The 22,689-nt window shown below is 64.4% G+C and carries 21 protein-coding genes; 12 read left to right on the top strand and 9 right to left on the bottom strand.

Annotated elements, in window-relative coordinates; translation table 11 throughout:
• Positions 1-15: 15 nt before the first annotated feature.
• Positions 16-627 carry a LysE family translocator gene (locus tag AB1N67_RS10755; protein WP_182818872.1) on the bottom strand — a complete coding sequence of 204 codons (612 nt, stop codon included), beginning with the start codon at positions 625-627 and terminating at the stop codon, positions 16-18.
• Positions 628-728: 101 nt separating this feature from the next.
• Here AB1N67_RS10755 and AB1N67_RS10760 point away from each other — a divergent pair, with 101 nt between their 5' ends.
• Positions 729-1,703 (top strand): GlxA family transcriptional regulator, encoded by a 975-nt coding sequence (locus AB1N67_RS10760; protein ID WP_253132703.1) that lies wholly within the window; start codon positions 729-731, stop codon positions 1,701-1,703.
• Between the two features lie 37 nt (positions 1,704-1,740).
• Here the strand turns inward: AB1N67_RS10760 and AB1N67_RS10765 are convergent, their stop codons facing one another.
• The gene (locus tag AB1N67_RS10765) at positions 1,741-2,601 is read right to left on the bottom strand and encodes a CAP domain-containing protein (protein WP_043211300.1); all 861 of its coding nucleotides are present in this window, start codon (positions 2,599-2,601) and stop codon (positions 1,741-1,743) included.
• A gap of 218 nt (positions 2,602-2,819) precedes the next feature.
• On the opposite strand from AB1N67_RS10765, the gene AB1N67_RS10770 reads away from it, so the two are divergent.
• The gene (locus AB1N67_RS10770; protein WP_182818875.1) at positions 2,820-3,224 is read left to right on the top strand and encodes a hypothetical protein; all 405 of its coding nucleotides are present in this window, start codon (positions 2,820-2,822) and stop codon (positions 3,222-3,224) included.
• A 3-nt stretch (positions 3,225-3,227) separates the two neighbouring features.
• Here AB1N67_RS10770 and AB1N67_RS10775 read toward each other — a convergent pair whose 3' ends face one another.
• Positions 3,228-3,845 carry a LysE family transporter gene (locus AB1N67_RS10775; RefSeq protein WP_367863791.1) on the bottom strand — a complete coding sequence of 206 codons (618 nt, stop codon included), beginning with the start codon at positions 3,843-3,845 and terminating at the stop codon, positions 3,228-3,230.
• A 167-nt stretch (positions 3,846-4,012) separates the two neighbouring features.
• Here AB1N67_RS10775 and AB1N67_RS10780 point away from each other — a divergent pair, with 167 nt between their 5' ends.
• From AB1N67_RS10780 to AB1N67_RS10795, 4 genes are all read left to right on the top strand, one after another.
• Positions 4,013-4,234 carry an MbtH family protein gene (locus tag AB1N67_RS10780; protein WP_043211294.1) on the top strand — a complete coding sequence of 74 codons (222 nt, stop codon included), beginning with the start codon at positions 4,013-4,015 and terminating at the stop codon, positions 4,232-4,234.
• Between the two features lie 10 nt (positions 4,235-4,244).
• Positions 4,245-4,964, top strand: a complete 720-nt coding sequence (locus AB1N67_RS10785) for a thioesterase II family protein (protein ID WP_367863792.1) — start codon at positions 4,245-4,247, stop codon at positions 4,962-4,964.
• 83 nt (positions 4,965-5,047) lie between these two features.
• The gene (locus AB1N67_RS10790; protein WP_043211289.1) at positions 5,048-5,599 is read left to right on the top strand and encodes a hydrolase; all 552 of its coding nucleotides are present in this window, start codon (positions 5,048-5,050) and stop codon (positions 5,597-5,599) included.
• A gap of 35 nt (positions 5,600-5,634) precedes the next feature.
• A complete protein-coding gene (locus tag AB1N67_RS10795; protein ID WP_090342339.1) occupies positions 5,635-6,687 on the top strand; it encodes a DUF1615 domain-containing protein in 1,053 nt (350 codons plus the stop codon).
• A 36-nt stretch (positions 6,688-6,723) separates the two neighbouring features.
• Here AB1N67_RS10795 and AB1N67_RS10800 read toward each other — a convergent pair whose 3' ends face one another.
• The 3 genes from AB1N67_RS10800 to AB1N67_RS10810 all read right to left on the bottom strand — a co-directional run bounded on the left by AB1N67_RS10800 (position 6,724) and on the right by AB1N67_RS10810 (position 10,817).
• Positions 6,724-7,572, bottom strand: coding sequence for a proline/glycine betaine ABC transporter permease (locus tag AB1N67_RS10800; protein WP_043211287.1), 849 nt, complete (start codon positions 7,570-7,572; stop codon positions 6,724-6,726).
• Complete coding sequence (locus AB1N67_RS10805; protein WP_367863793.1) at positions 7,569-8,582, bottom strand: ABC transporter substrate-binding protein; 1,014 nt, start codon at positions 8,580-8,582, stop codon at positions 7,569-7,571. Before AB1N67_RS10805 ends, AB1N67_RS10800 begins: the two co-directional genes overlap by 4 nt.
• A gap of 90 nt (positions 8,583-8,672) precedes the next feature.
• Positions 8,673-10,817, bottom strand: coding sequence for a methyl-accepting chemotaxis protein (locus tag AB1N67_RS10810; protein WP_070574642.1), 2,145 nt, complete (start codon positions 10,815-10,817; stop codon positions 8,673-8,675).
• A gap of 265 nt (positions 10,818-11,082) precedes the next feature.
• On the opposite strand from AB1N67_RS10810, the gene AB1N67_RS10815 reads away from it, so the two are divergent.
• Positions 11,083-12,402 carry a Na+/H+ antiporter family protein gene (locus AB1N67_RS10815; RefSeq protein WP_043211279.1) on the top strand — a complete coding sequence of 440 codons (1,320 nt, stop codon included), beginning with the start codon at positions 11,083-11,085 and terminating at the stop codon, positions 12,400-12,402.
• A gap of 73 nt (positions 12,403-12,475) precedes the next feature.
• On the opposite strand, the gene AB1N67_RS10820 is transcribed toward AB1N67_RS10815, so the two are convergent.
• The 3 genes from AB1N67_RS10820 to AB1N67_RS10830 form a co-directional block, all read right to left on the bottom strand.
• On the bottom strand, positions 12,476-13,477 hold the full coding sequence (locus AB1N67_RS10820; protein WP_043211277.1) for a FecR family protein: 1,002 nt from the start codon (positions 13,475-13,477) through the stop codon (positions 12,476-12,478).
• A 150-nt stretch (positions 13,478-13,627) separates the two neighbouring features.
• Positions 13,628-15,397, bottom strand: a complete 1,770-nt coding sequence (locus AB1N67_RS10825) for an acyl-CoA dehydrogenase C-terminal domain-containing protein (RefSeq protein ID WP_090342347.1) — start codon at positions 15,395-15,397, stop codon at positions 13,628-13,630.
• 20 nt (positions 15,398-15,417) lie between these two features.
• Positions 15,418-17,040 (bottom strand): acyl-CoA synthetase, encoded by a 1,623-nt coding sequence (locus tag AB1N67_RS10830; protein ID WP_367863794.1) that lies wholly within the window; start codon positions 17,038-17,040, stop codon positions 15,418-15,420.
• Positions 17,041-17,230: 190 nt separating this feature from the next.
• On the opposite strand from AB1N67_RS10830, the gene AB1N67_RS10835 reads away from it, so the two are divergent.
• The 5 genes from AB1N67_RS10835 (at position 17,231) to AB1N67_RS10855 (ending at position 22,599) form a co-directional block, all read left to right on the top strand.
• Entirely contained in the window at positions 17,231-18,628 is a 1,398-nt protein-coding gene (locus tag AB1N67_RS10835) for a sensor histidine kinase (RefSeq protein ID WP_289717258.1), read from the top strand.
• A 12-nt stretch (positions 18,629-18,640) separates the two neighbouring features.
• Positions 18,641-19,273, top strand: coding sequence for a response regulator transcription factor (locus AB1N67_RS10840; RefSeq protein ID WP_102082599.1), 633 nt, complete (start codon positions 18,641-18,643; stop codon positions 19,271-19,273).
• A 98-nt stretch (positions 19,274-19,371) separates the two neighbouring features.
• Positions 19,372-19,845 (top strand): MarR family winged helix-turn-helix transcriptional regulator, encoded by a 474-nt coding sequence (locus AB1N67_RS10845; RefSeq protein ID WP_043211269.1) that lies wholly within the window; start codon positions 19,372-19,374, stop codon positions 19,843-19,845.
• 28 nt (positions 19,846-19,873) lie between these two features.
• Complete coding sequence (locus AB1N67_RS10850) at positions 19,874-21,067, top strand: efflux RND transporter periplasmic adaptor subunit (protein WP_367863795.1); 1,194 nt, start codon at positions 19,874-19,876, stop codon at positions 21,065-21,067.
• Complete coding sequence (locus tag AB1N67_RS10855) at positions 21,064-22,599, top strand: DHA2 family efflux MFS transporter permease subunit (RefSeq protein ID WP_043211265.1); 1,536 nt, start codon at positions 21,064-21,066, stop codon at positions 22,597-22,599. The genes AB1N67_RS10850 and AB1N67_RS10855 overlap by 4 nt, the downstream gene beginning before the upstream one ends.
• The last annotated feature ends 90 nt before the right edge of the window (positions 22,600-22,689 follow it).

The raw sequence follows: 22,689 nt of genomic DNA on the forward strand, positions 1-22,689 counted from the left end.
TGAGTGTAGATCGGCTCAGCGCCCCAGTGGCAGCGCCACGCCGATCAGCGCGAACAGCGTCCCGCAGCAGCGATTGAAGCCACGCCCTCCCTTGGCCAGCCAAGGGCGCACGCGAAAGGCCAGGCGCGCCAGCAGGTATTCGACCACGAACTCCACGCTGGCAAAGGTCGCCGCCATGATCACGAACTGCATCGCCAGCCCGCGTTGAGGGTCGATGAACTGCGGCAAAAAGGCGCCATAGAACAACAACACCTTGGGGTTGGCCATGGCCGACAGAAAGCCCTGGCGGAACAGCCCGCGGTTGCCCAGACGCGTGGCGCCCTCAGCAAGCTCCAGGCGCATCGCCGGGCTACGCCAGAGCTGAATGCCCAGCCACAAGAGATAGGCCCCACCGACCCATTTGAGCACCTGCAGCAGCGAGGCTGAGGTATGCAGCAGGGCACTGAGGCCGAACATCGCCAAGGCAATCAGCGCGCTGAATCCGAACACGCCTCCCACGATGGTGTACAGGGTGCGACGGGCGCCATAGAGCGCGCCGTGGGTAAGGGCCAGCAGGCTGTTCGGGCCAGGGGTCAGGGACAAGCCAATGCTGGCCAGCAGATAGATGAGCCAAATATCCAGCGCCATGGAGAAAGCCTTTGGGGGTGAAGAGCGCCAGTCTAGGGTAAGCGTCGAGATTGCTAAGGTAATATCTGGACTTTCTGCGGTTATCTTTGGACGTGCCCTGCATGACCCCTGACATTCGTCTGTTGATCCTTCCCCTGCCGGAATTCGCCTTGCTACCGTTCGGGGCTTTCCTCGACAAACTGCGCTTTAGTGCGGACGACGAAGACTACAGTCGCCAGCGCTATTGCAGTTGGACTTTGCTCGGGCTGACTGCCGATCCTGTGCCCTCGAGCAGCGGCGCGGTGGTTCAGGTGCAGGCCACGGCGCAATCGGTGGACTTCAAAGGCCATGACTACCTGGTGCTGTTCGGCGGGCGCAACGCCGCGGCGACGGCGGCGCTGGCTCCGCGTTACCGGGCTTTGCTCAAGCGCGCTGTCCGGGCGGGGCTGAAGCTGGTAGGCGTCGACAATGCGGTGTTTCTGCTGGCGGCCTGTGGTTTGCTCGATGGCCACAAAGTGGTGGTGCACTGGCGCCACGAGACGGAGTTTCGCGCCTCGTTCCCGTCTGTGCAGGTGCTGCGCGAGCAGCTGTATTGCTTCGATGGCGCACGGATCTCCTGTGCTGGGGGCACGGCGGCCATCGACCTGGCGGTGGAACTGTTGTCGCGTGCCTGTGGCCGGGCGCGGGCACTCAAGGGCTTGGCCGACATGCTCGTGGACGAGACCCGCGACAGTCGCCATGCCTTGCGCTCCCTGGAGCAGGAGCCAGGGCAGGGGCGTGCGGTGCAGCGTGCTACCGCGTTGATGCGTCATCACCTGGGCTCGAACCTGACCCTTGAACAGCTGGCGGCAGAACTGGGCATCAGCCGGCGCCAGCTGGACCGTCAGTTCCAGGCCAGTCACGGCATGACGGCCAAGGCCTGGTGGCTCGAGATGCGCCTGCAGCAGGCGCGCTGGCGGTTGCTCAACTCAAGTCACGGCTTGGCGCAGATCGCCGATGAGGTGGGGTTGGGGGATGTCAGTTACCTGGGCAAGTGCGTACGCCGCAGGTTTGGCTGTACGGCGTTGACGCTGCGCGCCTCGGGAAGGCCAGGGTAGTGAGTCTCCCCCGGCGTTGCGAACACCTCCACGGCAATCATTGCGGCGACCCGAACAACCCGGTCCAGTAGATACCCGCATCGCTCTTAGGGTCCACCGCATAGGCGGCGCCCAGCTCGGTGAAGTCGGGGTTCATCAGGGTGGCGCAATGGCCGGGGCTGGCCAGCCAGCCATCGACCACCTTGTTTGCCGTGTCACGACCGGCGGCGATGTTCTCGCCGATCTGCCGGTACAGGTAGCCGGCCAGCTCCGCCCGGTCGCCAGGGGTACGGCCGTCGCGGTCGATATGGTCGAAGAAGTTCTGGTTGGCCATGGCCCGGGTGTGGTTGGCGGCGACACCGGCCAAGGTGTTGTTCCAGTTCAGGGCAGGGGCAGCGGCGAAGGGTTGACCGCCGCATTGGCGCGGCGCTTTGCGTGCGGCGTTGATCGCCTGCAGCAGTTTCTGGCCTTCGGCCTGCCAGTCACCCAGGCGCCCGCTGAGCAGGGGGCGGGCCAAGACGATGCGCCAGTCACGGCCTTCCTGGCTGACACCGATGTCGACGAATTGTGGGTCAAGGACAACCTGGCAGAAGCTTTCCTCGATGGCATTCATCGCCGCCCGGGCATCGCGTGGGCCGGACAGGCTGATCGCCTGGACGTTGACCATGGGATAGGCGGCGCGGCTCATGGCCTGTTGCAGGTCCCGGGTGCCTTCCGGCGAAAGCGCAAGGCGGGTGTCGCTGTTGAGCGGCGGCAGCTCCAGGGAGGCCTCGCCGCCGCAGCGCTGGGCTTGGCTGCGATAGGCATTGATCGACTCGATCAGTTGACCTTCTTCACCGGTAAAGGCCAAGGCACCGGTGGAGGCGACAAGGCCCAGCGTCAGGGCGGCAAAGCGGGCAACGGATGACAGGACGCGCATGAAAATCTCCCTATGACTGGCAGCGCCTAGCTGCCCATCCTACACAAGCACACGGCGTTTGGCCCCGCTTTGTGCATGGTGAAAAAACGGCCGGCAATCGATTGCGTACGGCAAAAGAGGGGGTAGACCCCTGGCTGCTCGAAAAGTGCGGTGTCGGTGTAAACAGCCGATCGCAACGCACTCATGAAGTTGGACAGGGAAAGATCTATGCTTGCTCCATGACCATCACCGAGCTTCCCCTTCGCCAACCCTGCCCACCGGGCCTCTGCGATTGCGGGCGCGAGCGGCTGCACGAAAGCCCACCCCAGGCCCAGCGGATCCTGCTGTTGACCCGCCAGGAAGAAAAGCGCCTGCTAGAGCGCCTGGAGCACCTCAAGGACCTGGACGATCTGGAGCGTCTACAGGTGCGCCTGTACGAGCAGCTGGGGATTCGCCTGCGCATCGCCCCTGGCTACAACGAAGTCCGCACCATGCGCGGTATCAGTATCGAACTGGAGGAACAGCCCGGGCTGTGCCGCAAGACCCGCCAGGCCATTCCGGCCGCCATCCGCCGAGGCCTCGAGCGCAACCCGCAGGTAGCCTTCCGTCTGCTCGATGCCCACGACCTGCTGCGCGACGCCTGATTTTCAGCGCATCGCCGCCAGCTTGATCCCGAACCCCACCAGGCAGGCGCCTGCCAGGCGCTCCAGCAGATTGGACACCCGTGGGTTGGCGCGCATGCGCTGGGCCAGGTGATGGGTCAACAGCACCGCGATCAGGCCATACAGGAAGGTCAGCGCGGCGACGGTCACCGCCATGAAGGCAAAAGTCACCACGCCCTGGTGGCGCACCGGGTCGACAAACAACGGGAAGAACGCCATGTAGAACATGATCGCCTTGGGGTTGAGCAGCGTGATCATCATCGTCTGGCGCAGATAGTGCCCGCTGGCCATGCGGCTCTCGCGCGGGGCGCCCCGCGGCTTGCTCAGCACCATGCGCAGGCCGAGCCAAGCCAGGTAGGCCGCCCCCGCCCACTGCACCACATGGAAAGCCGCAGGGTAGGCTGCCAGCAGCGTGGCGACACCGGCCACCGCCAACCACATCAAGACCTGATCACCCAGGATCACGCCCAAGGTCGCGGCCAGCCCACCTTTGATGCCACCCTTGCCGGTGGCGGTGATCAGCGCGAAGTTGCCAGGCCCGGGGATGGCCAGGAGGATGAGGAACGCAACAACGAAAGCACCGTAGTCGGTCACGCCTAGCATGGGGGGATCTCCGAAATAGGCATCGCCAAGGGGGATCTGGATTTATGCCACCCTACACGCTGCTTGCAAAGCACGGACAGCGACTAATTTTCGCCGTCGACCTTTCGTTTGTTGGATAGCCGCCCTGCGCACCGCGCAGCGGCCCTCATCATTCAAGGAGACAGGCAATGACGTCCGTATTCGACCGCGACGATATCGTGTTCCAGGTAGTGGTCAACCACGAAGAGCAATACTCCATCTGGCCTGACTACAAGGCGATCCCCAACGGCTGGCGTGCCGTGGGCAAGAGCGGCCTGAAAAAAGACTGCCTGGCCTACATCGATGAAGTCTGGACCGACATGCGGCCGCTGAGCCTGCGTCAGAAGATGGCCCAGGCCCAGGTTCAATGAGGCGTTGCCTGTGGATGCAGTGAATCTGCTGTGCCTGCCGTACTCCGGCGCCAGCGCCATGGTCTATCGCCGTTGGCGTCGCAAGGTGCCGGCCTGGCTGCAGGTGTGCCCGGTGGAACTGCCCGGTCGCGGCATGCGCCTGGGCGAGCCCTTGCAGACCGACATGCAGGCCCTGGCCCGGCAACTGGCTGCCGAACACCGCGCATCGGCCCGTGCCCCTTATGCCTTGTTGGGCCACAGCCTGGGTGCGCTGTTGGCCTTCGAGCTTGCCCACGCGCTGCAGGCCCAGGGTTGCCCGCCGCCGCTCGCGTTGTTTGCCTGCGGTACCGCGGCGCCGAGCCGCCGTGAGGACTATGACGGCGTGCAATGGCGTGAACCTCGGCGCGACGACGAACTGATCGAAGAGTTGCGCAAGCTGCAGGGCACGCCCGAAGAGGTGCTGGCCAACCAGGAACTGATGAGCCTCACCTTGCCGATCTTGCGTGCGGATTTTCTGCTGTGCGGGCGCTATGTCTACCGTCACCGTCCGCCCCTGGACTGCCCGCTGCATGTGTTGGGTGGCGCAGACGACCGGGCGAGCCAGGAGCAATTGCAGGCCTGGGGACAAGAGACGCAGGGTGCGTTCACCCTTGATATCTTTCCCGGTGGCCACTTCTTCATTCATCAGCACGAAGACCAGGTACTGGGCCTCTTGGCCGATGCCTTGGCGCCGCTTCGACACTGTGCCTGATTGACGTCGCCCTTTGCCTCGGCCAGCCTAGTGGGCTTTGCAGCCCACCCTGGGCTGCCCATTTTCACAGGCTAGGGCAGACAATGCTGATCGATCCTCGCAAGGCCACGCTGCTGGTCGTCGATATCCAGGAAAAACTCATCAACGCCATGAGCGACCCCGAAGGCACCCGCGCCCGGGCACGCTGGCTGTTGGCGGCGACCGCCGAGCTGGAGCTGCCGACGGTGATTTCCGAACAGTACCCCAAAGGCCTTGGCCCGACTTTGGCCGAACTAAAGGCCGCATCGCCGGCGGCGCAGATCGTGGAAAAGCAGCATTTTTCTTGCGTGGCCGCCGAGTGCTTGCCGGCCAGCCTGATGGCGCGTGAGCAGGTGATCGTCTGTGGCATGGAAACCCATGTCTGCGTGTTGCAGACCGTGCTGGGCCTTTTGGGCCTGGGCAAGCAGGTGTTCGTGGTCGAGGATGCCTGCGACAGCCGCACCCCCGCCAGCAAGGCGGCGGGCCTGGCTCGCATGCGCGATGCCGGCGCCCAGGTGGTGACCCGCGAGATGGTGTTGTTCGAGTTGATGGGCAGCGCCGATCATCCGCTGTTCCGCCACCTCAGCAAGACTTACCTGGTGGGCGAACAGCCTTGACTGCCAGGACGAGCGGCAGGCTGGCCGCACTGGGCTTGGTGGTCCTGGGGGTATTGCAGGGGTGTACGACCTCGCCTGAAGTTTCCGAGGCCGATCCGGCCCAGGTGCAGGCTCAGGTCAAGCGTCTGCTGCCGGCATCGATCAAGGACAGGGACGGCTGGGCCCGGGATATCCAGACTGCCTTCGCTGCCCAGCGTATTAATCCAAGCAAGAGCAACCTGTGCGCGGTGCTGGCGGTGACCGAGCAGGAGTCGACGTTCAATGCCGATCCTCAGGTGCCGAACCTGGGCCGCATCGCCCGCGAAGAGATCGATCGGCGCGCCGCGCGGCTGCACATTCCCAAATTGCTGGTCGATGGGGCATTGAAAACCCCGTCGGGCAATGGCAAGACCTACCAGCAACGCTTGATGGCCGTGCGCAGCGAAAAGCAGTTGAGCGGCCTGTTCGATGACTTCATCGCCGGCCTGCCGCTGGGGCGTACGCTGCTGGGCGGTCTGAACCCGGTCCGTACCGGTGGGCCGATGCAGGTCAGCATCGAATTCGCCGAGCGCCATGCCAAGGATTATCCCTACAGCTATGAGGGCACGATTCGCCAGGAGGTCTTCACCCGCCGTGGCGGTCTGTACTTCGGTATTGCCCACCTGCTGGGGTATCCCAGCCACTATCAACGCCAGTTGTATCGCTTCGCAGATTTCAACGCGGGCTGGTACGCCAGCCGCAACGCGGCGTTCCAGGCGGCGCTCAGCCGGGCGAGTGGTGTGACGCTGGCGCTCGATGGCGACCTGATTGCGCCAGGCTCGATCATGCCGGGCAGCACTGAACAGGCGGCGCGCAAGTTGGGCGTCAAGCTGGGGCTGCGCAACCCGCAGATCCGCAGCCAGCTGGAGAAAGGTGACAGCCTGGCGTTCGAGGACACCGATCTGTACCAAGGCGTGTTCGCCCTGGCGGACGCCAAGGCGGGCAAACCGTTGCCGCGTGCGGTGCTGCCGGGAATCGAACTCAAGAGCCCGAAGATCACTCGCAAGCTGACCACCGCATGGTTCGCAGGAAGGGTCGATGAGCGTTACCAGCGCTGCATGAAGCGTTGAGCCTGACGCCTTGGGGCCGCTGCGCGGCCTCATTGCTCAACGTCGTGGTTGCCCGTAGGCCTGGCTGATGCGGTCGATGACCATGGCCAGTGCGACGATCGCAAGCCCTGCCTCAACACCTTGGCCAACATTGAGTGTCTGGATCCCGGACAGCACATCCTCGCCCAGGCCTCGGGCGCCGATCATCGAGGCTACCACCACCATCGACAGCGCCATCATCACCGACTGGTTGAGCCCGGCCATGATGCTCGGCAACGCCAGGGGCAGGGCGATGCGGCGCAGGCGTTGCCAGCGGTTGGCGCCCAGGCCGTGGGCCGCTTGCAGCAGTGATGGGTCGATCTGCGCCAGGCCCAGCTCAGTCAGGCGTACCAAGGGGGGCAGGGCGTAGACCAAGGTGGCGAACACGGCCGGGACCTTGCCCAGGCCGAACAGCATCAATACCGGGATCAGGTACACGAAGGCCGGCAAGGTCTGCATCACGTCCAGCACCGGCAGCACCAGGCGCCGTGCCAAGGGACGGGTCGCCAGGACGACCCCTAGGGGTACTCCGATCAGCACGCACAAGCCGGTACTGACCAGCACCAGCGCCAGGGTTTGCAGCAGCTTGTCCCATAACCCGATCATGCCGATCAGCGCCAGCAGGGCACTGAGCACCAGCGCGCGTGTCAGGCTGCGGCTGGCGTGCCAGGCGAGCAGGCCGACCAGCAGGAGCAGCAGCCACCAGGGCAGCAAGCGCAACAGGCTTTCCAGGCCCACCAGCAATTGCAGCAAATGGTCGGACAAGCTGCGCAGTTGATCGCCATAGCGCAGCACCAGCCAGTCGACCAGGCGGTTGACCCATTCGGCGAAGGAGAACTGCCAGGCATCGGGAAACCCTGCGCTCACAGCGCGCCCTCGACCTTGGCGGCGACCTCGGCGGGCAGCCAGGCCTTCCAGACCGCTGGATGGTCGCGCAGGAACATCAAGGCAGCCTCACGTGGTGACTGGCGGGTTTCGCTCATGTGGTCCAGGGCTTTGTTCAGGCGGTCGATGGGCAGGTCGACTTTCTCGAACACCGCCACCAGGTCTGGGTAGTGCTCGCGAAAGGGCGCCGACACACCGATCGACAATTTGGCGGGCAGCGAACGGCTGCCTTTGGGGTGTGGGTTTTTCGCGTCGGTGAGGGTTGCCCAGGCTGCGGGGTCGAACGGCGGTTCTTCGAGTCGGACCAGGTCATAGCGGCCCATCAGCGGCGTAGGGCTCCAGTAATAGAACAGCACAGGTTGGCCGCGACGGATCGCCGAGCCGATTTCCGCATCCAGGGCGGCGCCGGAGCCACTGCGGAAATTGTTGTAGAGGGTATCCAGGCCATAGGCCTTGAGCTTCTGGCTGTTGACTGTTTCGGAGGTCCAGCCGCTGGGGCTATTGAGAAAGCGGCCTTTTTCCGGTGTTTCCGGATCGCGAAACACCTGAGGGTAGCGTTTGAGGTCTTCGACGCTACGCAGATCCGGCGCCAGCGCCTTCAGGTTGCGGGCCGGGTCGCCCTTGATCACATAGGCCGGCACCCACCAGCCTTCTTCGGCATTTTTCACTGTATCGCCCAGGGCGAATACCTGGCCGGCCTGTTCGGCCTTGACCCAGGCGGGGCTGCGTCCGGCCCATTCCTCGGCGATCACCTGCAGGTCGTTGCGTGCCAAGGCCACTTCCATGCTGACGGTGCTGCCGGGGAGGGTATCGGTGGGGTAGCCGAAGCCGTGTTCGACGATCAGGCGCAGGATCTCGGTGGTCAGGGCGCCGCTTTCCCAGCCGATGGCACCGAAGTGAATCGGCGTGCGCTCCTCGGCGGCTGCGCTGTCGGTGCTGGCCAGGCCCACGGCAAGCAGCAGGCCGGCCAGCAGCGTTGGAATTCGTTTCATCAGAGCCTCGTCGGTTGCCGGTCCTTGGGTTGTGGCAAGTGTAGACGACGAGGTTGCAAGGGCCGCGCAGCGGCCCCGGCGCTGCAGGATTCAGACGCGGAACTGATCCATCAGTCGCTGCTGCTGGTTGGCCAGGTCATTGAGCGACTGGCTCACCCGAGCCGACTCGTTGGCCTGGCCGGACAGCGATTCGGTGACATCGCGAATGGTCGCGACATTGTTGTTGATCTCTTCGGCCACCGCGCTTTGCTCCTCGGCGGCCGAGGCGATCTGCAGGTTCATGTCGGTGATCACCGTCACGGCCTGGCCGATGCGCTGCAGGGCCGTGACCGCCTGGCCGACCTGTTCGACGCCGCCCTGGGCCTGGCGATGGCTGTTGTCCATGGCACCGACGACCTCCTGGGTCCCGGCCTGCAGGGCTTCGATCACCTGGCGGGTTTCTTCCACCGACTCCTGGGTGCGGCGTGCCAGGTTGCGCACTTCGTCGGCGACCACAGCAAAGCCACGTCCGGCCTCGCCGGCACGGGCCGCCTCGATGGCGGCGTTGAGGGCCAGCAGGTTGGTCTGTTCGGCGATCGAACGGATCACCTCCAGCACCGAGCCGATCTTCTCGCTGTTCTGTGCAAGGCCTTGGACTTGGGCCATGGCGCCGCTCATGTCGGCGGCCAAGGCGTCGATGCTGGTGGTGGTGCGGTCGATCACCGCCAAACCTTCGCGGGTCGCCTGGTCGGCCTCGCGTGCGGCCTGGGCCGCCTGAGCCGCGCTGCGGGCGACATCCTGGGCGGTGGCGCTCATTTCGTGGGAGGCAGTGGCCACCTGGTCGACCTGGCGGTACTGCTGTTCCATGCCGGAGCTGGTTTCGGCAGCGATGGCCGCGGACTGGTCGGCGGTACCACGGGCAGCCTGGACCGACGCTTTGACGTCGGCAATGGTCGGTTGCAGCTTGTCGAGGAAACGGTTGAACCAGCCGGCCAGCTCGCCCAGTTCATCGCGTTTGTCGTAGGTCAGGCGACGGGTGAGGTCGCCTTCACCGCTGGCGATGTCCTTGAGCATGGCGGCCACGCCCAGAATCGGCCGGGTGACTCCCCGGGCCATCAGCCACACCAGCAACAGGCCGGCAATCGCCACGGCCAGACCCAGGCCCAGCTCCAGCAAGGTGCCGCTGGTGTTGAGGCTGTCGAGTTCCTGCTTGAGCGCCTCGGCCGGGCCTGTCAGGGCGCTTTCCGGCACATCGAGCAGCACGCCCCAAGGCTTGCCGCCAGGAATCGGTTCGAACGCGGCCAGCACCTTAAGACGCTGCTCGTTGCGCAAAATCTGCAGCTTGCCTTCGGGCAGCTTGCCCACGAGGCTGGCGCCTTGGGCGGTGTCGACCTGGTCGAAGCGGTGGGCCAGTTTGCTGGCATCGGCACTGTAGCCGGCCAGCAGGCCTGCAGGGCTCAGAATACCGACCGTGGTGCGGCCTTCATAGAGGTTGCGGCTGGCATCCTGGCTGAGGGCCTGCAGGCTGTTGAGGTTGATGTCGATGGACAAGGTGGCGATCACCTTGTTGGCGACGATCAGCGGGAACACGATGCTGGTCATCAGCACCTGCTGGCCTTCGATGGTGTAGAAGTACGGCTCGCTCACGCAGACCTTGCCGGTGCTGCGCGGGCAGACCCACCAGGTGTTGTTCGGCTCGCCGCTCGGGCCGATCTCGGTGTTGGCCATGTCCTGCTCGGGCAGGGCCATGGAGGTCAGCTGGCCGGCACGCGGTTGCGACCAGTAAAGGGCGAAGCGGCCGGTCTCGTTGCTGCCCAGTTCGGCCTGACCGGTAAACAGTTTGTCCTTGCCATCCAGCGCGTCAGGCTCGAACACCAGCGACAGGCCCAGCAAGTCGGGGTTGGCCTGAAGCGCAGCGCGCACCTGGCGGGTCATGTCTTCGCGCAGGTCGTAGGCGTCCAGGAAGCGCTTTTCGGCCTGCTCGCGCAGGAACAGCACCTGACGGGCAAACCCTGCGCCGTACTGGTAGGCATCCATGAACTGGCGGCGGATGTTCAAGGCCTGGACCTCGCCTTGCGACTCGATGCGCGCCTGGGCCGACTCGGTGAGCATCTGCATGCTGCTGGCTTTGACCAGGTCGGAGCTATGGTCCATGCGGTAAAGCGAAAGGCCGATCAGTACCGTGACGATGGTGGCCAGGCAGAGCCCGGCCAGCAGGGTGATCTTCCACTGGATGGAGAGTTGTCGCAGAGGCATTTTCGGGCGAATCCCTTGTTATAAATCGGGGGTCTGCCTCCTGTGTCGGCGCCTCCCAGGCTTTCTTTATTCAAGCGTTCAATAAAAATTCGTATTGCCTGAGCCTGTTGCGTCAGGTCGCGACGTTGAGCGCTTTGACAAGCGACCGAGCGTGCTTCAGAGTGTGCGCCCTTCATAACAATATCCCCTGGCCCGGCCACTGCCTTGAGGCAGCCTGTCGCCGGCGCGTCCGCTTTTTGTCCGTCGTTACGAGGTAACCCACACAATGAATGCTGTCATTGCCGCGGTCGGCATCATGCTGATCCTGAGCCTGTCCCGCGTGCATGTGGTCATCGCCCTGATCATTGGCGCCCTGGCCGGTGGCCTGGTCGGAGGCCTGGGCACCGAAGGCACGCTCAAGGCTTTCAACAGTGGCCTGGGCGGTGGCGCCACGGTGGCGCTGTCTTACGCGCTGCTGGGGGCCTTCGCCGTCGCCATCGCCAAGTCCGGGCTGGCCCACGCCCTGGCCGATCGCGCCCTGGCGATGGTCGATCGCCAGGGGCATGGCAACGCGGGTGGGCTCAAGTGGCTGCTGATCGGCCTGATGCTGGTGGTGGCGATCTCGTCGCAGAACATACTGCCCATCCATATCGCCTTCATACCGCTGCTGGTGCCGCCGCTGCTCTATGTGCTGACCCGCTTGCGCATCGACCGTCGGTTGATCGCCTGTGTGATCACGTTTGGCCTGATCACTCCGTACATGTTCCTGCCGGTCGGCTTTGGCAACATCTTCCTCAACGAGATCCTGCTGGCCAACGTCAGCCGTGCAGGGGTGGACGTCAGTGGGGTGAATGTCACCCATGCCATGGCCATCCCGGCCGCCGGCATGCTGGCCGGATTGCTGCTGGCCGTGTTCTTCAGCTACCGCAAGAAGCGTGACTATGACCTGAATCGCATCGAACAGGTCGAGCAGGTCAGCGTCAGCTACAACCCCTTGACCTTGCTGGTGGCAGGCGCGGCCATCGCCGCGGCATTCATCATCCAGCTCTGGCTGGACTCGATGATCATCGGGGCGATGGTGGGCTTTTTGATTTTCTCGCTCTCGGGCATCGTGCGCTGGAAGGACACCGACGACCTGTTCACCGAAGGCATGAAGATGATGGCCATGATCGGCTTCATCATGATTGCCGCCTCGGGGTTTGCCGAGGTGATGAAGGCGACCGGTGAGGTGAAGAGCCTGGTGGAAACCTCGGCGCAGTGGATCGACCACAGCAAGGGCATCGGTGCCCTGCTCATGCTGTTGGTAGGGCTGCTGGTGACCATGGGCATCGGCTCGTCGTTTTCCACGGTGCCGATCCTGGCCGCGATCTTCGTGCCGCTGTGCGTGCAGCTGGGCTTCGACCCGGTCGCCACGGTGTGCATCGTCGGTACCGCCGGTGCGCTGGGCGATGCCGGTTCGCCCGCGTCGGACTCGACCCTGGGCCCGACCTCGGGCCTCAACGTGGATGGCCAGCATCACCATATCTGGGACACCGTGGTGCCGACCTTCATCCATTACAACCTGCCGTTGCTGGCCTTTGGCTGGCTGGCGGCGATGGTGCTTTGAAGAACCCGGGCTGCCCTGCAGCCCATCGCAGGTTCGGCCCGCACCTAGAGGGCTAGGCTGGCACGCTGCGGCGTCAGCCGCGTCCAGGCGGCGGGGAAATACGATTGAGGACGGTGCTGCCGTCCTTGCTGCGGGTCAGGTAGATCGGCAGTACCTTGGGCAGATTGTCCACCAATCGCTTGACCTCATGGATGCTGTAGACGCCACTGACGCGAATGGTGCCGGTGCTCTCGTCAGCCAGTTGCAGGGGGGTGTCCAGGTAGCGGTTTATCACCGGTAGGGCCTGGGCGAGGCTCAGGTTGTCGAGAATCAACTTGCCGCTGCGCCAGGCCAGGCTGTTGCCTGAGTCGTCGCTCTGGGCGAGCGCCGGTTCGAAGTCGCCGGCGCGGTAGCTGGCCTGCATGCCGGGGCCCAGTCGGTAGCCACCATCGTTGCCGTTGCTGCTGACCAGCACAGAGCCTTCCACCAAGGTCACCTTGACCTGATCTTCATACTTCCAGACGTTGAACTGGGTGCCGGTCACCCGTGTCTGGCCGGTACCCGCCCGAACGATGAACGGGTGGGTGCTGTCGTGCGTAACCTTGAAGAACGCCTCGCCCTGGACCAGGGTGACCTGGCGCTGATCCTTGTAATTGAGGTAGCGCAGTTCGCTGTGCAGGTTGAGCTCGACAACGCTGCCGTCGCTGAGCGTGACCTGGCGCATCTGGTCGGTGCTTTGAACGTGCTGGTAACGATTGGGCAGCCAGCCTTGTTCCCAGCCGACCCAACCCGCCAGGGGCAGGGCCAGCAAGGCGATCGCCGCCGCCGAGGCCAGAGGGCGCCAGTTGCGCGCACGAGCCGGTTGACGGGCGTTGGGGTTGAAGTCGACCACCGTGGTGGTGCGAGGCAGCAATTCGGCGGTCTGCCAGATCTCCAGCATCGCCTCGTATTCCTCCAGGTGCCTCGGATCGGCCGCAAGCCACCGTTTGAACGCCTCGCGCTCGGCTGGCGTGCAATCTTCGGCATGCACGCGCATGCACCAGTGCGCGGCGGCATCGGCGAGGGCATCGTCTGGGTTGAGGCGGTCTTGGTTCATCGTGGCTCCCGGTTTTGCGGCATTCTACCCTCCACAGGGGGGTGGCGAGAACCGAGATAATGGCGAATGACTATCAGTTGTGGGGTTTTTTGTCGGCATCAGCCGACTTCTCGCGCCGATAAGCAGGGGCGCGGAGCGCCCCTTGTCGGATCAGAACTGCTCAGGGGTCATGCCGTACAGACTCCCGCTGCCAGCCATGATGCTGACTTCCAAGGCCAGGCTGCGCGGCAGCAGGCGTTGGAAGAAGAACTGCGCGCACGACAGCTTGGCCCCATGGAAGGTAGGGTCTTGTTCGAGGTTGCGCAGGGACACGGCGGCCATGCGTGCCCACATGTAGGCGTAGGCGGTAAGGCCAAAGAGGTGCAGGTATTCCACGGCGGTGGCACTGACCAGATTGGCATCATTGGATGCTTGCTCGCGTAGCCAGTGGCTGGTGTGCTCCAGGCGGTCCAGGGCGTCCTGCAAGGCCTCCCGGTGCGCCGGTGCGTCGGCACAGAAGGTGCGCACTTCTGCCAGGAAACCGGCCAGCGCCTGGCCATCGTCAGCCAGCACCTTGCGCCCGAGCAGGTCGAGTGCCTGGATGCCATTGGTGCCCTCGTAAATCTGTGCGATCCGCACATCTCGCACGCGCTGTTCCTGGCCCCATTCGCGGATATAGCCATGGCCACCGAACACCTGCTGGCCCAGCACGCAGCTCTCCAGGCCGTTGTCGGTAAAGAACGCCTTGGCCACCGGCGTCAGCAGCGCCACCAGACGCACGGCCTGCTCCCGTTCGCCCGCGTCCTCGGCATAGCGGGCCAGGTCCAGTTGCTGGCCTACGTAGGTGGCGAAGGCCCGTCCGCCTTCGGTCAAGGCGCGCATGGTCAGCAACATGCGCCGTACGTCGCCGTGATGAATGATCGGGTCGGCGATCTTGTCCTTGGCCTGCGGGCCAGTGGCGGCCCGACTTTGCAGGCGGTCCTTGGCATAGCGCGCAGCGCTTTGGTACGAGGCCTCGGCGCAACCGATACCTTGGAGACCGATGGACAGGCGCTCATAGTTCATCATCGTGAACATCGCCGCCAGGCCTTTGTTCGGCTCGCCGACCAGGTAGCCGGTGGCGCCGTCGAAGTTCATCACGCAAGTCGCCGAAGCCTTGATGCCCATCTTGTGTTCGATCGAGCCGCACTGCACGGCGTTGCGCGCACCGAGCGAGCCGTCCGGGTTGACCAGGAACTTGGGCACCAGCAACAGCGAAATCCCCTTTGGACCGGCCGGCGCATCCGGCAGCCTGGCCAGTACCAGGTGGATGATGTTCTCGGTCAGGTCCTGTTCGCCACCGGTGATGAAGATCTTGCTGCCGCTGACCTGGTAGGTGCCGTCGGCCTGGGGTTCGGCGCGGGTGCGGATCAGCCCCAGATCAGTTCCGGCGTGTGGCTCGGTCAGGCACATGCTGCCCGCCCATTGGCCGCTGTAAAGCGGTGGCAGGTAGATAGCCTTGAGGTCGTCACTGGCATGGGCATCGATCGCCAGGCAACTGCCGGCGCTCAGCGCCGAGTACAGGCTGAAGCTGCAATCGGCGGCGTAGAGCATCTCTTCGAACAGCACGGCGAGCATTTTCGGCATGCCCATGCCGCCATGCTCAGGGTTGCCACCCAGACCGACCCAGCCGCCTTCGCGGTAGGTCTGCCAGGCCTGGCGGAAGCCGTCAGGGGTGATCACCTGGCCGTCGTCGAAGCGTACGCCTTGCTCATCGCCGTTACGGCTGAGGGGGGCGATCAATTGGCCTGTGATCTTTGCCGCCTCTTCGAGGATGGCATCGGCGGTGTCGGCGTCGACCCGCTCGGCCAGAGCGGGCAAGCGTGCCCACAGGGCCGGAGCGTCGAAGACTTCGTGCAGGACGAAACGCATGTCGCGCAGAGGCGCGTTGTAATCAGTCATGTCGGGGCTCGCGTGGATAGTCAGAGGGCCTTGGCCCGGTCGCGCAGGACGTATTTCTGGATCTTGCCCGTGGAGGTCTTGGGCAGCTCGCCGAACACCACGGTCTTGGGCACCTTGAAACCGGCCAGGTGCTCGCGGCACCACTGGATGATGTCTGCCTCCCGGGTGCTGGCTTGCCCTGCCTTGAGGGCGACGAACGCGCAGGGTGTTTCGCCCCACTTTTCATCCGGGCGGGCCACCACGGCGGCTTCGAGCACTGCCGGATGCTTGTAGAGGGTATCTTCGACTTCGATGGTGGAGATGTTCTCGCCGCCGGAGATGATGATGTCCTTGAGCCGATCCTTGATCTCGACGTAGCCGTCGGCATGCCAGACGGCCAGGTCGCCGGTATGGAACCAGCCACCACGGAAGGCCTCCGCGGTGGCCTCGGGGTTCTTCAGATAGCCCTTCATCACCGTGTTGCCGCGCATGAAGATCTCGCCCAGGGTCGTGCCGTCCTGCGGCACCGGTTGCAGGGTCTGTGGATCGGCCACCATCAGCCCATCCAGGGTCGGATAACGCACACCTTGGCGGGATTTGATCCGAGCCCGCTGCTCCAGCGGCTGTTCATCCCACTCCTCGTGCCAGGCGCAGACGGTGACCGGGCCGTAGACCTCGGTCAGGCCATAAGTGTGGGTGACGCGGATGCCCATCTGCTCGACCGCACCGATCACCTTGGCTGGTGGCGCAGCGCCCGCGACCATTGCCTGCACCGGGTGGCCGATGGCGGCTTTGTCGGCGTCGGGCACGTTCACCAGGGCGTTGAGCACGATGGGCGCGCCACACAGGTGACTGACCCGGTGCTCGCGGATCAGGTTGAGGATCTTCTGTGGATCGACCCGGCGCAGGAACACATGGGTGCCGGCCAGGGCGGTGACGGTCCAGGGGTAGCACCAGCCGTTGCAGTGGAACATCGGCAGTGTCCACAGGTACACCGGATGCTGGCCCATGGACCAGGTCATCTGGTTGCCGAGGGCGTTGAGGTAGGCGCCGCGATGGTGATACACCACGCCTTTGGGATTGCCGGTGGTGCCGGAGGTGTAGTTCAGGGAAATCGCCTGCCATTCATCATCGGGCCATTCCCAGGCGAACGCTGGATCGCCTTCGGCCAGCAGCGCCTCGTAATCCAGATCGCTGACGGCGCGGCCTTCACCGTATTCTGGATCGTCCACATCGACCACCAGGGGAGGGTGTTCGAGCAGGGCCAGGGCGCCTTCGATCACGCTGTGGAACTCGCGGTCGGTGATCAGCACCTTGGCTTCGCCGTGCTGCAGCATGAAGGCGATGGCCTCGGCGTCCAGACGCACGTTGAGGGTGTTGAGCACCGCGCCGATCATCGGCACGGCAAAGTGCGCTTCGAGCATTGCCGGAATGTTCGGCAACATCACTGCGACGGTGTCGCCCCGGCCGATACCGCGCCCGGCCAAGGCACTGGCCAGGCGTCGGCAACGGGCGTAGGTCTGGGCCCAGTCACGACGGATGGCGCCGTGGATCACCGCCGGATAGCGGCCATACACCGCGGCGGTTCGCTCGATGAAGCTCAAGGGGGTGAGGGCGACATGATTGACAGCAGTGGGCACCAGGCCCTGGGAATAGATCGACATGCGGTGGTCCTGTAAGGAGGCAGACGCAGCCTGTGCGCATGGCCCCCGGTGGCTGATTGTTAGCTCTGATCAGGGAAAGGGAGCAGGCCGATGGCTGCTGCCCCTGTCGCATTTTTACGCGAACCGCTATGGTAGCTGGAAGATCGACTATAGCAATATAGTAAAACTACTATAAGAAGAGCCTTCTACGGTGAATACGACCCTATCGCCCTTGCTGGCCAAGGACCCGCAACCGAGCCTCTTGCTGGCCTCCGACGCACGCCCGTTGGCGTTCAACTCCGCATTCCAGACGCTGTTCGGCGAGGACACGCAGGCATTGCCCACCAATACCGCCGCTCTGGTAAAGGCATGTCTGCGTCAACGCCGTGCCATCGTCGAAGTGGAGGCCGAGGTTGGGGAGCGCATCCTGCTTTGGACGTTCATTCCCGATGACAACGGCCAGCAGGTCGTGGCCCGCTGCCGCGACGCCAGCGATGAACGTCGCGAGGCGCGCGAGGCCAGCCGTGCCCGGCGTCTGTACCGACTGATCACTGAAAACACCACCGACTTGATTTCCCGGCACAGCCCGGACGGGCGTTTTCTCGATGCCACGCCGGCGGCGTTCCGCTTGCTCGGCCTGTGGCCTGAACAACTGCGCGGCAGCGCCGTGCACACTTTGCTGCACCCCAGCGAGCGGCGTCAGGTGCTGCTGCAGGCCGGCGCGGCGCTGGAAGTGGAGGGCTACCACACCCTGACCTGTCGGGTGCGCCATGCCGATGGCCGTTACCGCTGGTTCGAGATTGCCTGTCGGGCGATCCGCGAGACCTATACCGGCACGGTGGTGGAAATCGTCGCCGTCTCGCGCGACATCACGTTGCGCATCGAAGCCCAGGAGACCCTGGCCCACAGCGCCCGCGTCGCCACCTTGGGCGAGCTCGCCTCGGGCATTGCCCATGAGATCAACCAGCCGCTGGCAGCGGTGCTCAATTACAGCAACGCCAGCCTGCGTTACCTGCACAACCTCGACCATGACCCCCAGGCCCGCGAACGCATCGCTCAGGGCTTGCAACGTATCAACGCCCAGGCCAACCATGCCGCGCAGGTGATCCGTCGCCTACGGGCCTTCCTGCGCAAGGGGCCGCGTCATCTCCAGGCGCTGGATATCGCCGATGTGGTGGGTGAGGCGTTGCGTCTGTGCGCCTGGGAGGCCGGGCAGGCCCAGGTGCGCATCGAACAGCGCCTGGGCCCGCAGTTGCCCAAGGTGTACGCGGACCGGGTATTGCTCGAGCAGGTGCTGCTCAATCTGCTGCGCAATGCTATCGACGCCAACCGCGAGCAGCACGGGACGCAGGCCTCGCGTATCCTGCTCATCGCCAAGGCCGTGGACGACGGGCTGCTGGTGGAGGTCTGCGATCAGGGCCCGGGCGTGGCAGTGGAACGCCTGGATGAGATCTTCACGCCGTTCACCACGACCAAGGCCGATGGCCTGGGATTGGGGTTGAGCATGAGCCGGAGCATTGTCGAGGGCTTTGGTGGCAGCCTACAGGCGCGGCCGGGCGAGGCGGGTGGCTTGGTGCTGTGCTGTCGTCTGCCGGCGAACAACGGATAAGGAGAGGGGCCAGTGGTGCAAGCGAAGGTGTATGTGGTCGATGACGACCAGGGCATGCTCGACTCGACGGTCTGGTTGCTGGAGTCGGTAGGCCTGCGCGCGCTGCCGTTCACAGGGGGGCAGGCGTTTCTCGATGTCTGCGATGACCGCGAGCCGGCCTGCGTGCTTTTGGATGTGCGCATGCCAGGCCTGGGCGGGCTGGCGGTACAGGCGGCGCTACGTGAGCGCGGGCTCGACATCCCGGTGATCTTCGTCAGCGGCCACGCCGATGTGCCCATCGTGGTACGGGCCTTCAAGGCCGGTGCCTGCGACTTCATCGAAAAACCCTACAACGACCAATTGCTGCTCGACAGCGTGCAAGCCGCCCTGGACCAGGTCCGTCGCCGACAGCAGGGCAGCGAAGCCCTGGCCGCCGTGCAGGCGCGGATCGACGGGCTCACGCCCCGTGAGCGCGACGTGTTCATACCCTTGGCCCAAGGGCTGAGCAACCGGGAAATCGCCGAGCAATTGGGCGTCAGCGTCAAGACCGTCGACCTGTATCGAGGGCGGGTGATGAAGCGCCTGCAGGCTGCGAGCCTTCCTGAGCTGGTGGGCATGGCCATCGCTTGTGGGCAGGTCGCGGCGCTGGGATTACAGGAGTCCTGAGGGCTTCTGTACGAAAATTTACATAGCAGGCTATTTAAGGCTTTGACATTCACTGCCTAGGCAGTAATATTTTTAAACAATTGCCTGAGCAGCCTGTCATGTCCCATTTCTCTCCGGAAAACTTCCAGACCTGCACCATCGGCCTGCTGCTTGGTCGCGCCGCGCTCCTGAAGGACCGCATCCTCGACTCTCACCTGGAAGCCGACGGCGTCACTGCCGCCCAGTTCAAGGTGCTGATCATCGTCACCCAGTACCAAGTGGACACGCCGGCCGAGCTGTGTCGCTACCTGGGCCTGGACAGCGGCTCGATGACCCGCATGCTCGATCGCCTCGAGCAGAAGGAGCTGATCGTGCGTAACCGCTGCCCAGAAGACCGTCGCCAGGTGCGCCTGGCATTGACTGCCGAGGGTCAGCGCCTGGCCGACCGGCTGCCGGAGATCGGCGCGGCGGCGATGAACGAGCTGGTCGGTGTGCTCGAGCCCGAAGAGCTCAAGGCCCTTGAAGGCTTGCTTGCCAAGGTGCTGATCAGCGCCGGCGACCCCCTGACGATCAGCCGTTTCGCCGATCGTTGATCCCTCACGACTCATCCAAGGTATTGTCATGGCCACTTCCGCTGACACCTCCACCCCAGCACCTGCGCCGGACAACACAGGCAAGCGCAAGGCCTGGTTGCTTGGCTTGCTGCTGGTGCTGATCCTTGCCGGTGCCGCCGCCTGGGGCTGGTACACCCTGGTCGGGCGCTGGCATGAAAGCACCGACGACGCCTACGTCAATGGCAACGTGGTGGAAATCACGCCGCTGGTGACTGGTACCGTCACCAGCATCGGTGCCGATGATGGCGACTTGGTGCACGAAGGCCAGGTCCTGCTGCGCTTCGACCCGGCCGACAGCGAGGTCGCCTTGCAGGCCGCCGAGGCCAAGCTGGCGCGCACTGTGCGTCAGGTCCGGGGCCTGTACAGCAATGTCGATGCGCTCAAGGCGCAATTGCAGACGCGTCAGGCTGAGCTGCAGAAAGCCCAGGACAATTACAACCGGCGCAAGGTGCTGGCAGACAGTGGGGCAATCGCCGCTGAGGAAATCTCCCACGCTCGCGACGACTTGACCGTCGCCCAGAGCGCCCTGAACAGCGCCCGCCAGCAACTGAACACCAGCACTGCACTGGTCGACGACACCGTAGTCTCCTCGCACCCCGAGGTAATGGCTGCCGCCGCCGACCTGCGCCAGGCCTACCTCAACAATGCCCGCACCACATTGGTAGCACCGATCACCGGCTACGTGGCCAAGCGTACCGTGCAACTGGGCCAGCGCCTGCAGCCGGGTGTCGCGACCATGGCGGTGATCCCGCTGGACCAGGTCTGGATCGATGCCAACTTCAAGGAAACCCAACTGCGCGACATGCGCATCGGTCAGCCGGTGGAAATCTCTGCCGATCTTTATGGCAGCGACGTGAAGTACAGCGGTACCGTGGACAGCCTGGGCGCCGGTACCGGCAGCGCCTTTGCGCTGTTGCCGGCGCAGAACGCCACCGGCAACTGGATCAAGATCGTGCAACGGGTACCGGTGCGTATTCACCTGAACCCCGAACAGCTCAAGGACCACCCCCTGCGTATTGGCCTGTCCACCGTTGTCGAGGTCGATCTGCATGACCAGAGCGGCCCGGCGCTGGCCCAGCAGCCGCCACAGCAAGCCAGCTACACCACCCAGGTGTACGATCGCCAGTTGGTCGAAGCCGACAACCTGATCGCCCGGCTGATCCACGAGAACAGCGCCACCGGCAAGACGGCCCAGCGATGAGCAAGGACGCGCCCGCGCAGTTCACTCCGCCGAGCCTGCTGCTGACGACCATCGGCCTGTCGCTGGCGACTTTCATGCAGGTGCTCGACACCACCATCGCCAACGTGGCCCTGCCGACCATCTCCGGCAACCTGGGGGTGAGCTACGAGCAGGGCACCTGGGTGATCACCTCGTTCGCGGTGAGCAATGCCATCGCCTTGCCGCTGACGGGCTGGCTGAGCCGGCGCTTCGGCGAGGTGAAGCTATTCCTGTGGGCCACATTGCTGTTCGTGCTGGCCTCGTTCCTGTGCGGCATCGCCCAGTCGATGCCGGAACTGGTGGCCTTCCGCGTGCTGCAGGGTGTGGTCGCCGGGCCGCTGTACCCGATGACCCAGACCCTGCTGATCGCCGTGTACCCGCCCGCTAAAAGGGGCATGGCGCTGGCCTTGCTGGCCATGGTCACGGTGGTGGCGCCGATTGCCGGGCCGATTCTCGGTGGCTGGATCACCGACAGCTACAGCTGGCCCTGGATCTTCTTCATCAACGTCCCCATCGGCCTGTTCGCCGCGGCCGTGGTGCGCCAGCAGATGCGCGCGCGACCCGTGGTCACCAGCCGTCAGCCGATGGACTATATCGGCCTGCTGACGCTGATCATCGGCGTGGGCGCTTTGCAGGTGGTGCTGGACAAAGGCAACGACCTGGATTGGTTCGAATCCTCGTTCATCGTCATCGGCAGCCTGATTTCGGTGGTATTTCTGGCGGTCTTCATCATCTGGGAACTCACCGATCGTCATCCGGTGGTCAACCTGCGTTTGTTCGTGCACCGCAATTTCCGTGTCGGCACCTTGGTGATGGTGCTTGGCTATGCGGGCTTCTTCGGCATCAACCTGATCCTGCCGCAATGGTTGCAGACCCAGATGGGTTACACCGCCACCTGGGCGGGCTTGGCAGTGGCGCCGATCGGCCTGCTGCCTGTGGTCCTGTCGCCATTCGTGGGCAAGTATGCGCACCGGGTCGATCTGCGTTTGCTGGCGGGGTTGGCGTTCCTGGCGATCGGCGCCAGCTGCTACATGCGCGCCGGCTTCACCAGCGAGGTGGACTTCCAGCACGTGGCACTGGTGCAACTGTTCATGGGCATCGGCGTGGCGCTGTTCTTCATGCCGACCTTGAGCATCCTGCTGTCGGACCTGCCGCCTCACCAGATCGCCGATGGCTCGGGGCTGGCGACCTTCCTGCGCACCCTCGGAGGCAGCTTCGCCGCCTCGCTGACCACCTGGATCTGGATTCGCCGCGCCGACCAGCACCACGCGTACCTGAGCGAGCACATCAGTCAGTACGATCCTTCCACCCAGCACATGCTGGAGCAGTTGGGCGGGGCCAACCCGCAGAGCTATGCGCAGCTGGAGCGGATCCTCAACGGCCAGGCCTACATGATGTCGACGGTGGATTACTTCACCTTGATGACCTGGGTGTTCGCAGGGCTGATCCTGCTGGTATGGCTCGCACGGCCGCCGTTCACCGCCAAGGCGGGGCCAGCGTCGGCCGGACACTGATGCAACGGCTTCTTCGCGGATGAGCCACTCGCGCCTGGCCCGGGTTGCTTCCTGTGACAGCGGACTCGCCCGCGAAGGGGCTCTGCACGC

It is taken from the genome of Pseudomonas guariconensis, from assembly GCF_040822035.1.
Lineage (GTDB): Bacteria > Pseudomonadota > Gammaproteobacteria > Pseudomonadales > Pseudomonadaceae > Aquipseudomonas > Aquipseudomonas guariconensis.

Bases quoted from the DNA above. Each gene is read 5' to 3' on its own strand.
- AB1N67_RS10805 (WP_367863793.1), bottom strand. From the start codon at position 8,582: ATGAAACGAATTCCAACGCTGCTGGCCGGCCTGCTGCTTGCCGTGGGC.
- AB1N67_RS10770 (WP_182818875.1), top strand. From the start codon at position 2,820: ATGACCATCACCGAGCTTCCCCTTCGCCAACCCTGCCCACCGGGCCTC.
- AB1N67_RS10815 (WP_043211279.1), top strand. From the start codon at position 11,083: ATGAATGCTGTCATTGCCGCGGTCGGCATCATGCTGATCCTGAGCCTG.
- AB1N67_RS10765 (WP_043211300.1), bottom strand. From the start codon at position 2,601: ATGCGCGTCCTGTCATCCGTTGCCCGCTTTGCCGCCCTGACGCTGGGC.
- AB1N67_RS10760 (WP_253132703.1), top strand. From the start codon at position 729: ATGACCCCTGACATTCGTCTGTTGATCCTTCCCCTGCCGGAATTCGCC.
- AB1N67_RS10755 (WP_182818872.1), bottom strand. From the start codon at position 627: ATGGCGCTGGATATTTGGCTCATCTATCTGCTGGCCAGCATTGGCTTG.
- AB1N67_RS10820 (WP_043211277.1), bottom strand. From the start codon at position 13,477: ATGAACCAAGACCGCCTCAACCCAGACGATGCCCTCGCCGATGCCGCC.
- AB1N67_RS10830 (WP_367863794.1), bottom strand. From the start codon at position 17,040: ATGTCGATCTATTCCCAGGGCCTGGTGCCCACTGCTGTCAATCATGTC.
- AB1N67_RS10845 (WP_043211269.1), top strand. From the start codon at position 19,372: ATGTCCCATTTCTCTCCGGAAAACTTCCAGACCTGCACCATCGGCCTG.
- AB1N67_RS10825 (WP_090342347.1), bottom strand. From the start codon at position 15,397: ATGACTGATTACAACGCGCCTCTGCGCGACATGCGTTTCGTCCTGCAC.
- AB1N67_RS10780 (WP_043211294.1), top strand. From the start codon at position 4,013: ATGACGTCCGTATTCGACCGCGACGATATCGTGTTCCAGGTAGTGGTC.
- AB1N67_RS10855 (WP_043211265.1), top strand. From the start codon at position 21,064: ATGAGCAAGGACGCGCCCGCGCAGTTCACTCCGCCGAGCCTGCTGCTG.
- AB1N67_RS10850 (WP_367863795.1), top strand. From the start codon at position 19,874: ATGGCCACTTCCGCTGACACCTCCACCCCAGCACCTGCGCCGGACAAC.
- AB1N67_RS10790 (WP_043211289.1), top strand. From the start codon at position 5,048: ATGCTGATCGATCCTCGCAAGGCCACGCTGCTGGTCGTCGATATCCAG.
- AB1N67_RS10810 (WP_070574642.1), bottom strand. From the start codon at position 10,817: ATGCCTCTGCGACAACTCTCCATCCAGTGGAAGATCACCCTGCTGGCC.
- AB1N67_RS10775 (WP_367863791.1), bottom strand. From the start codon at position 3,845: ATGCTAGGCGTGACCGACTACGGTGCTTTCGTTGTTGCGTTCCTCATC.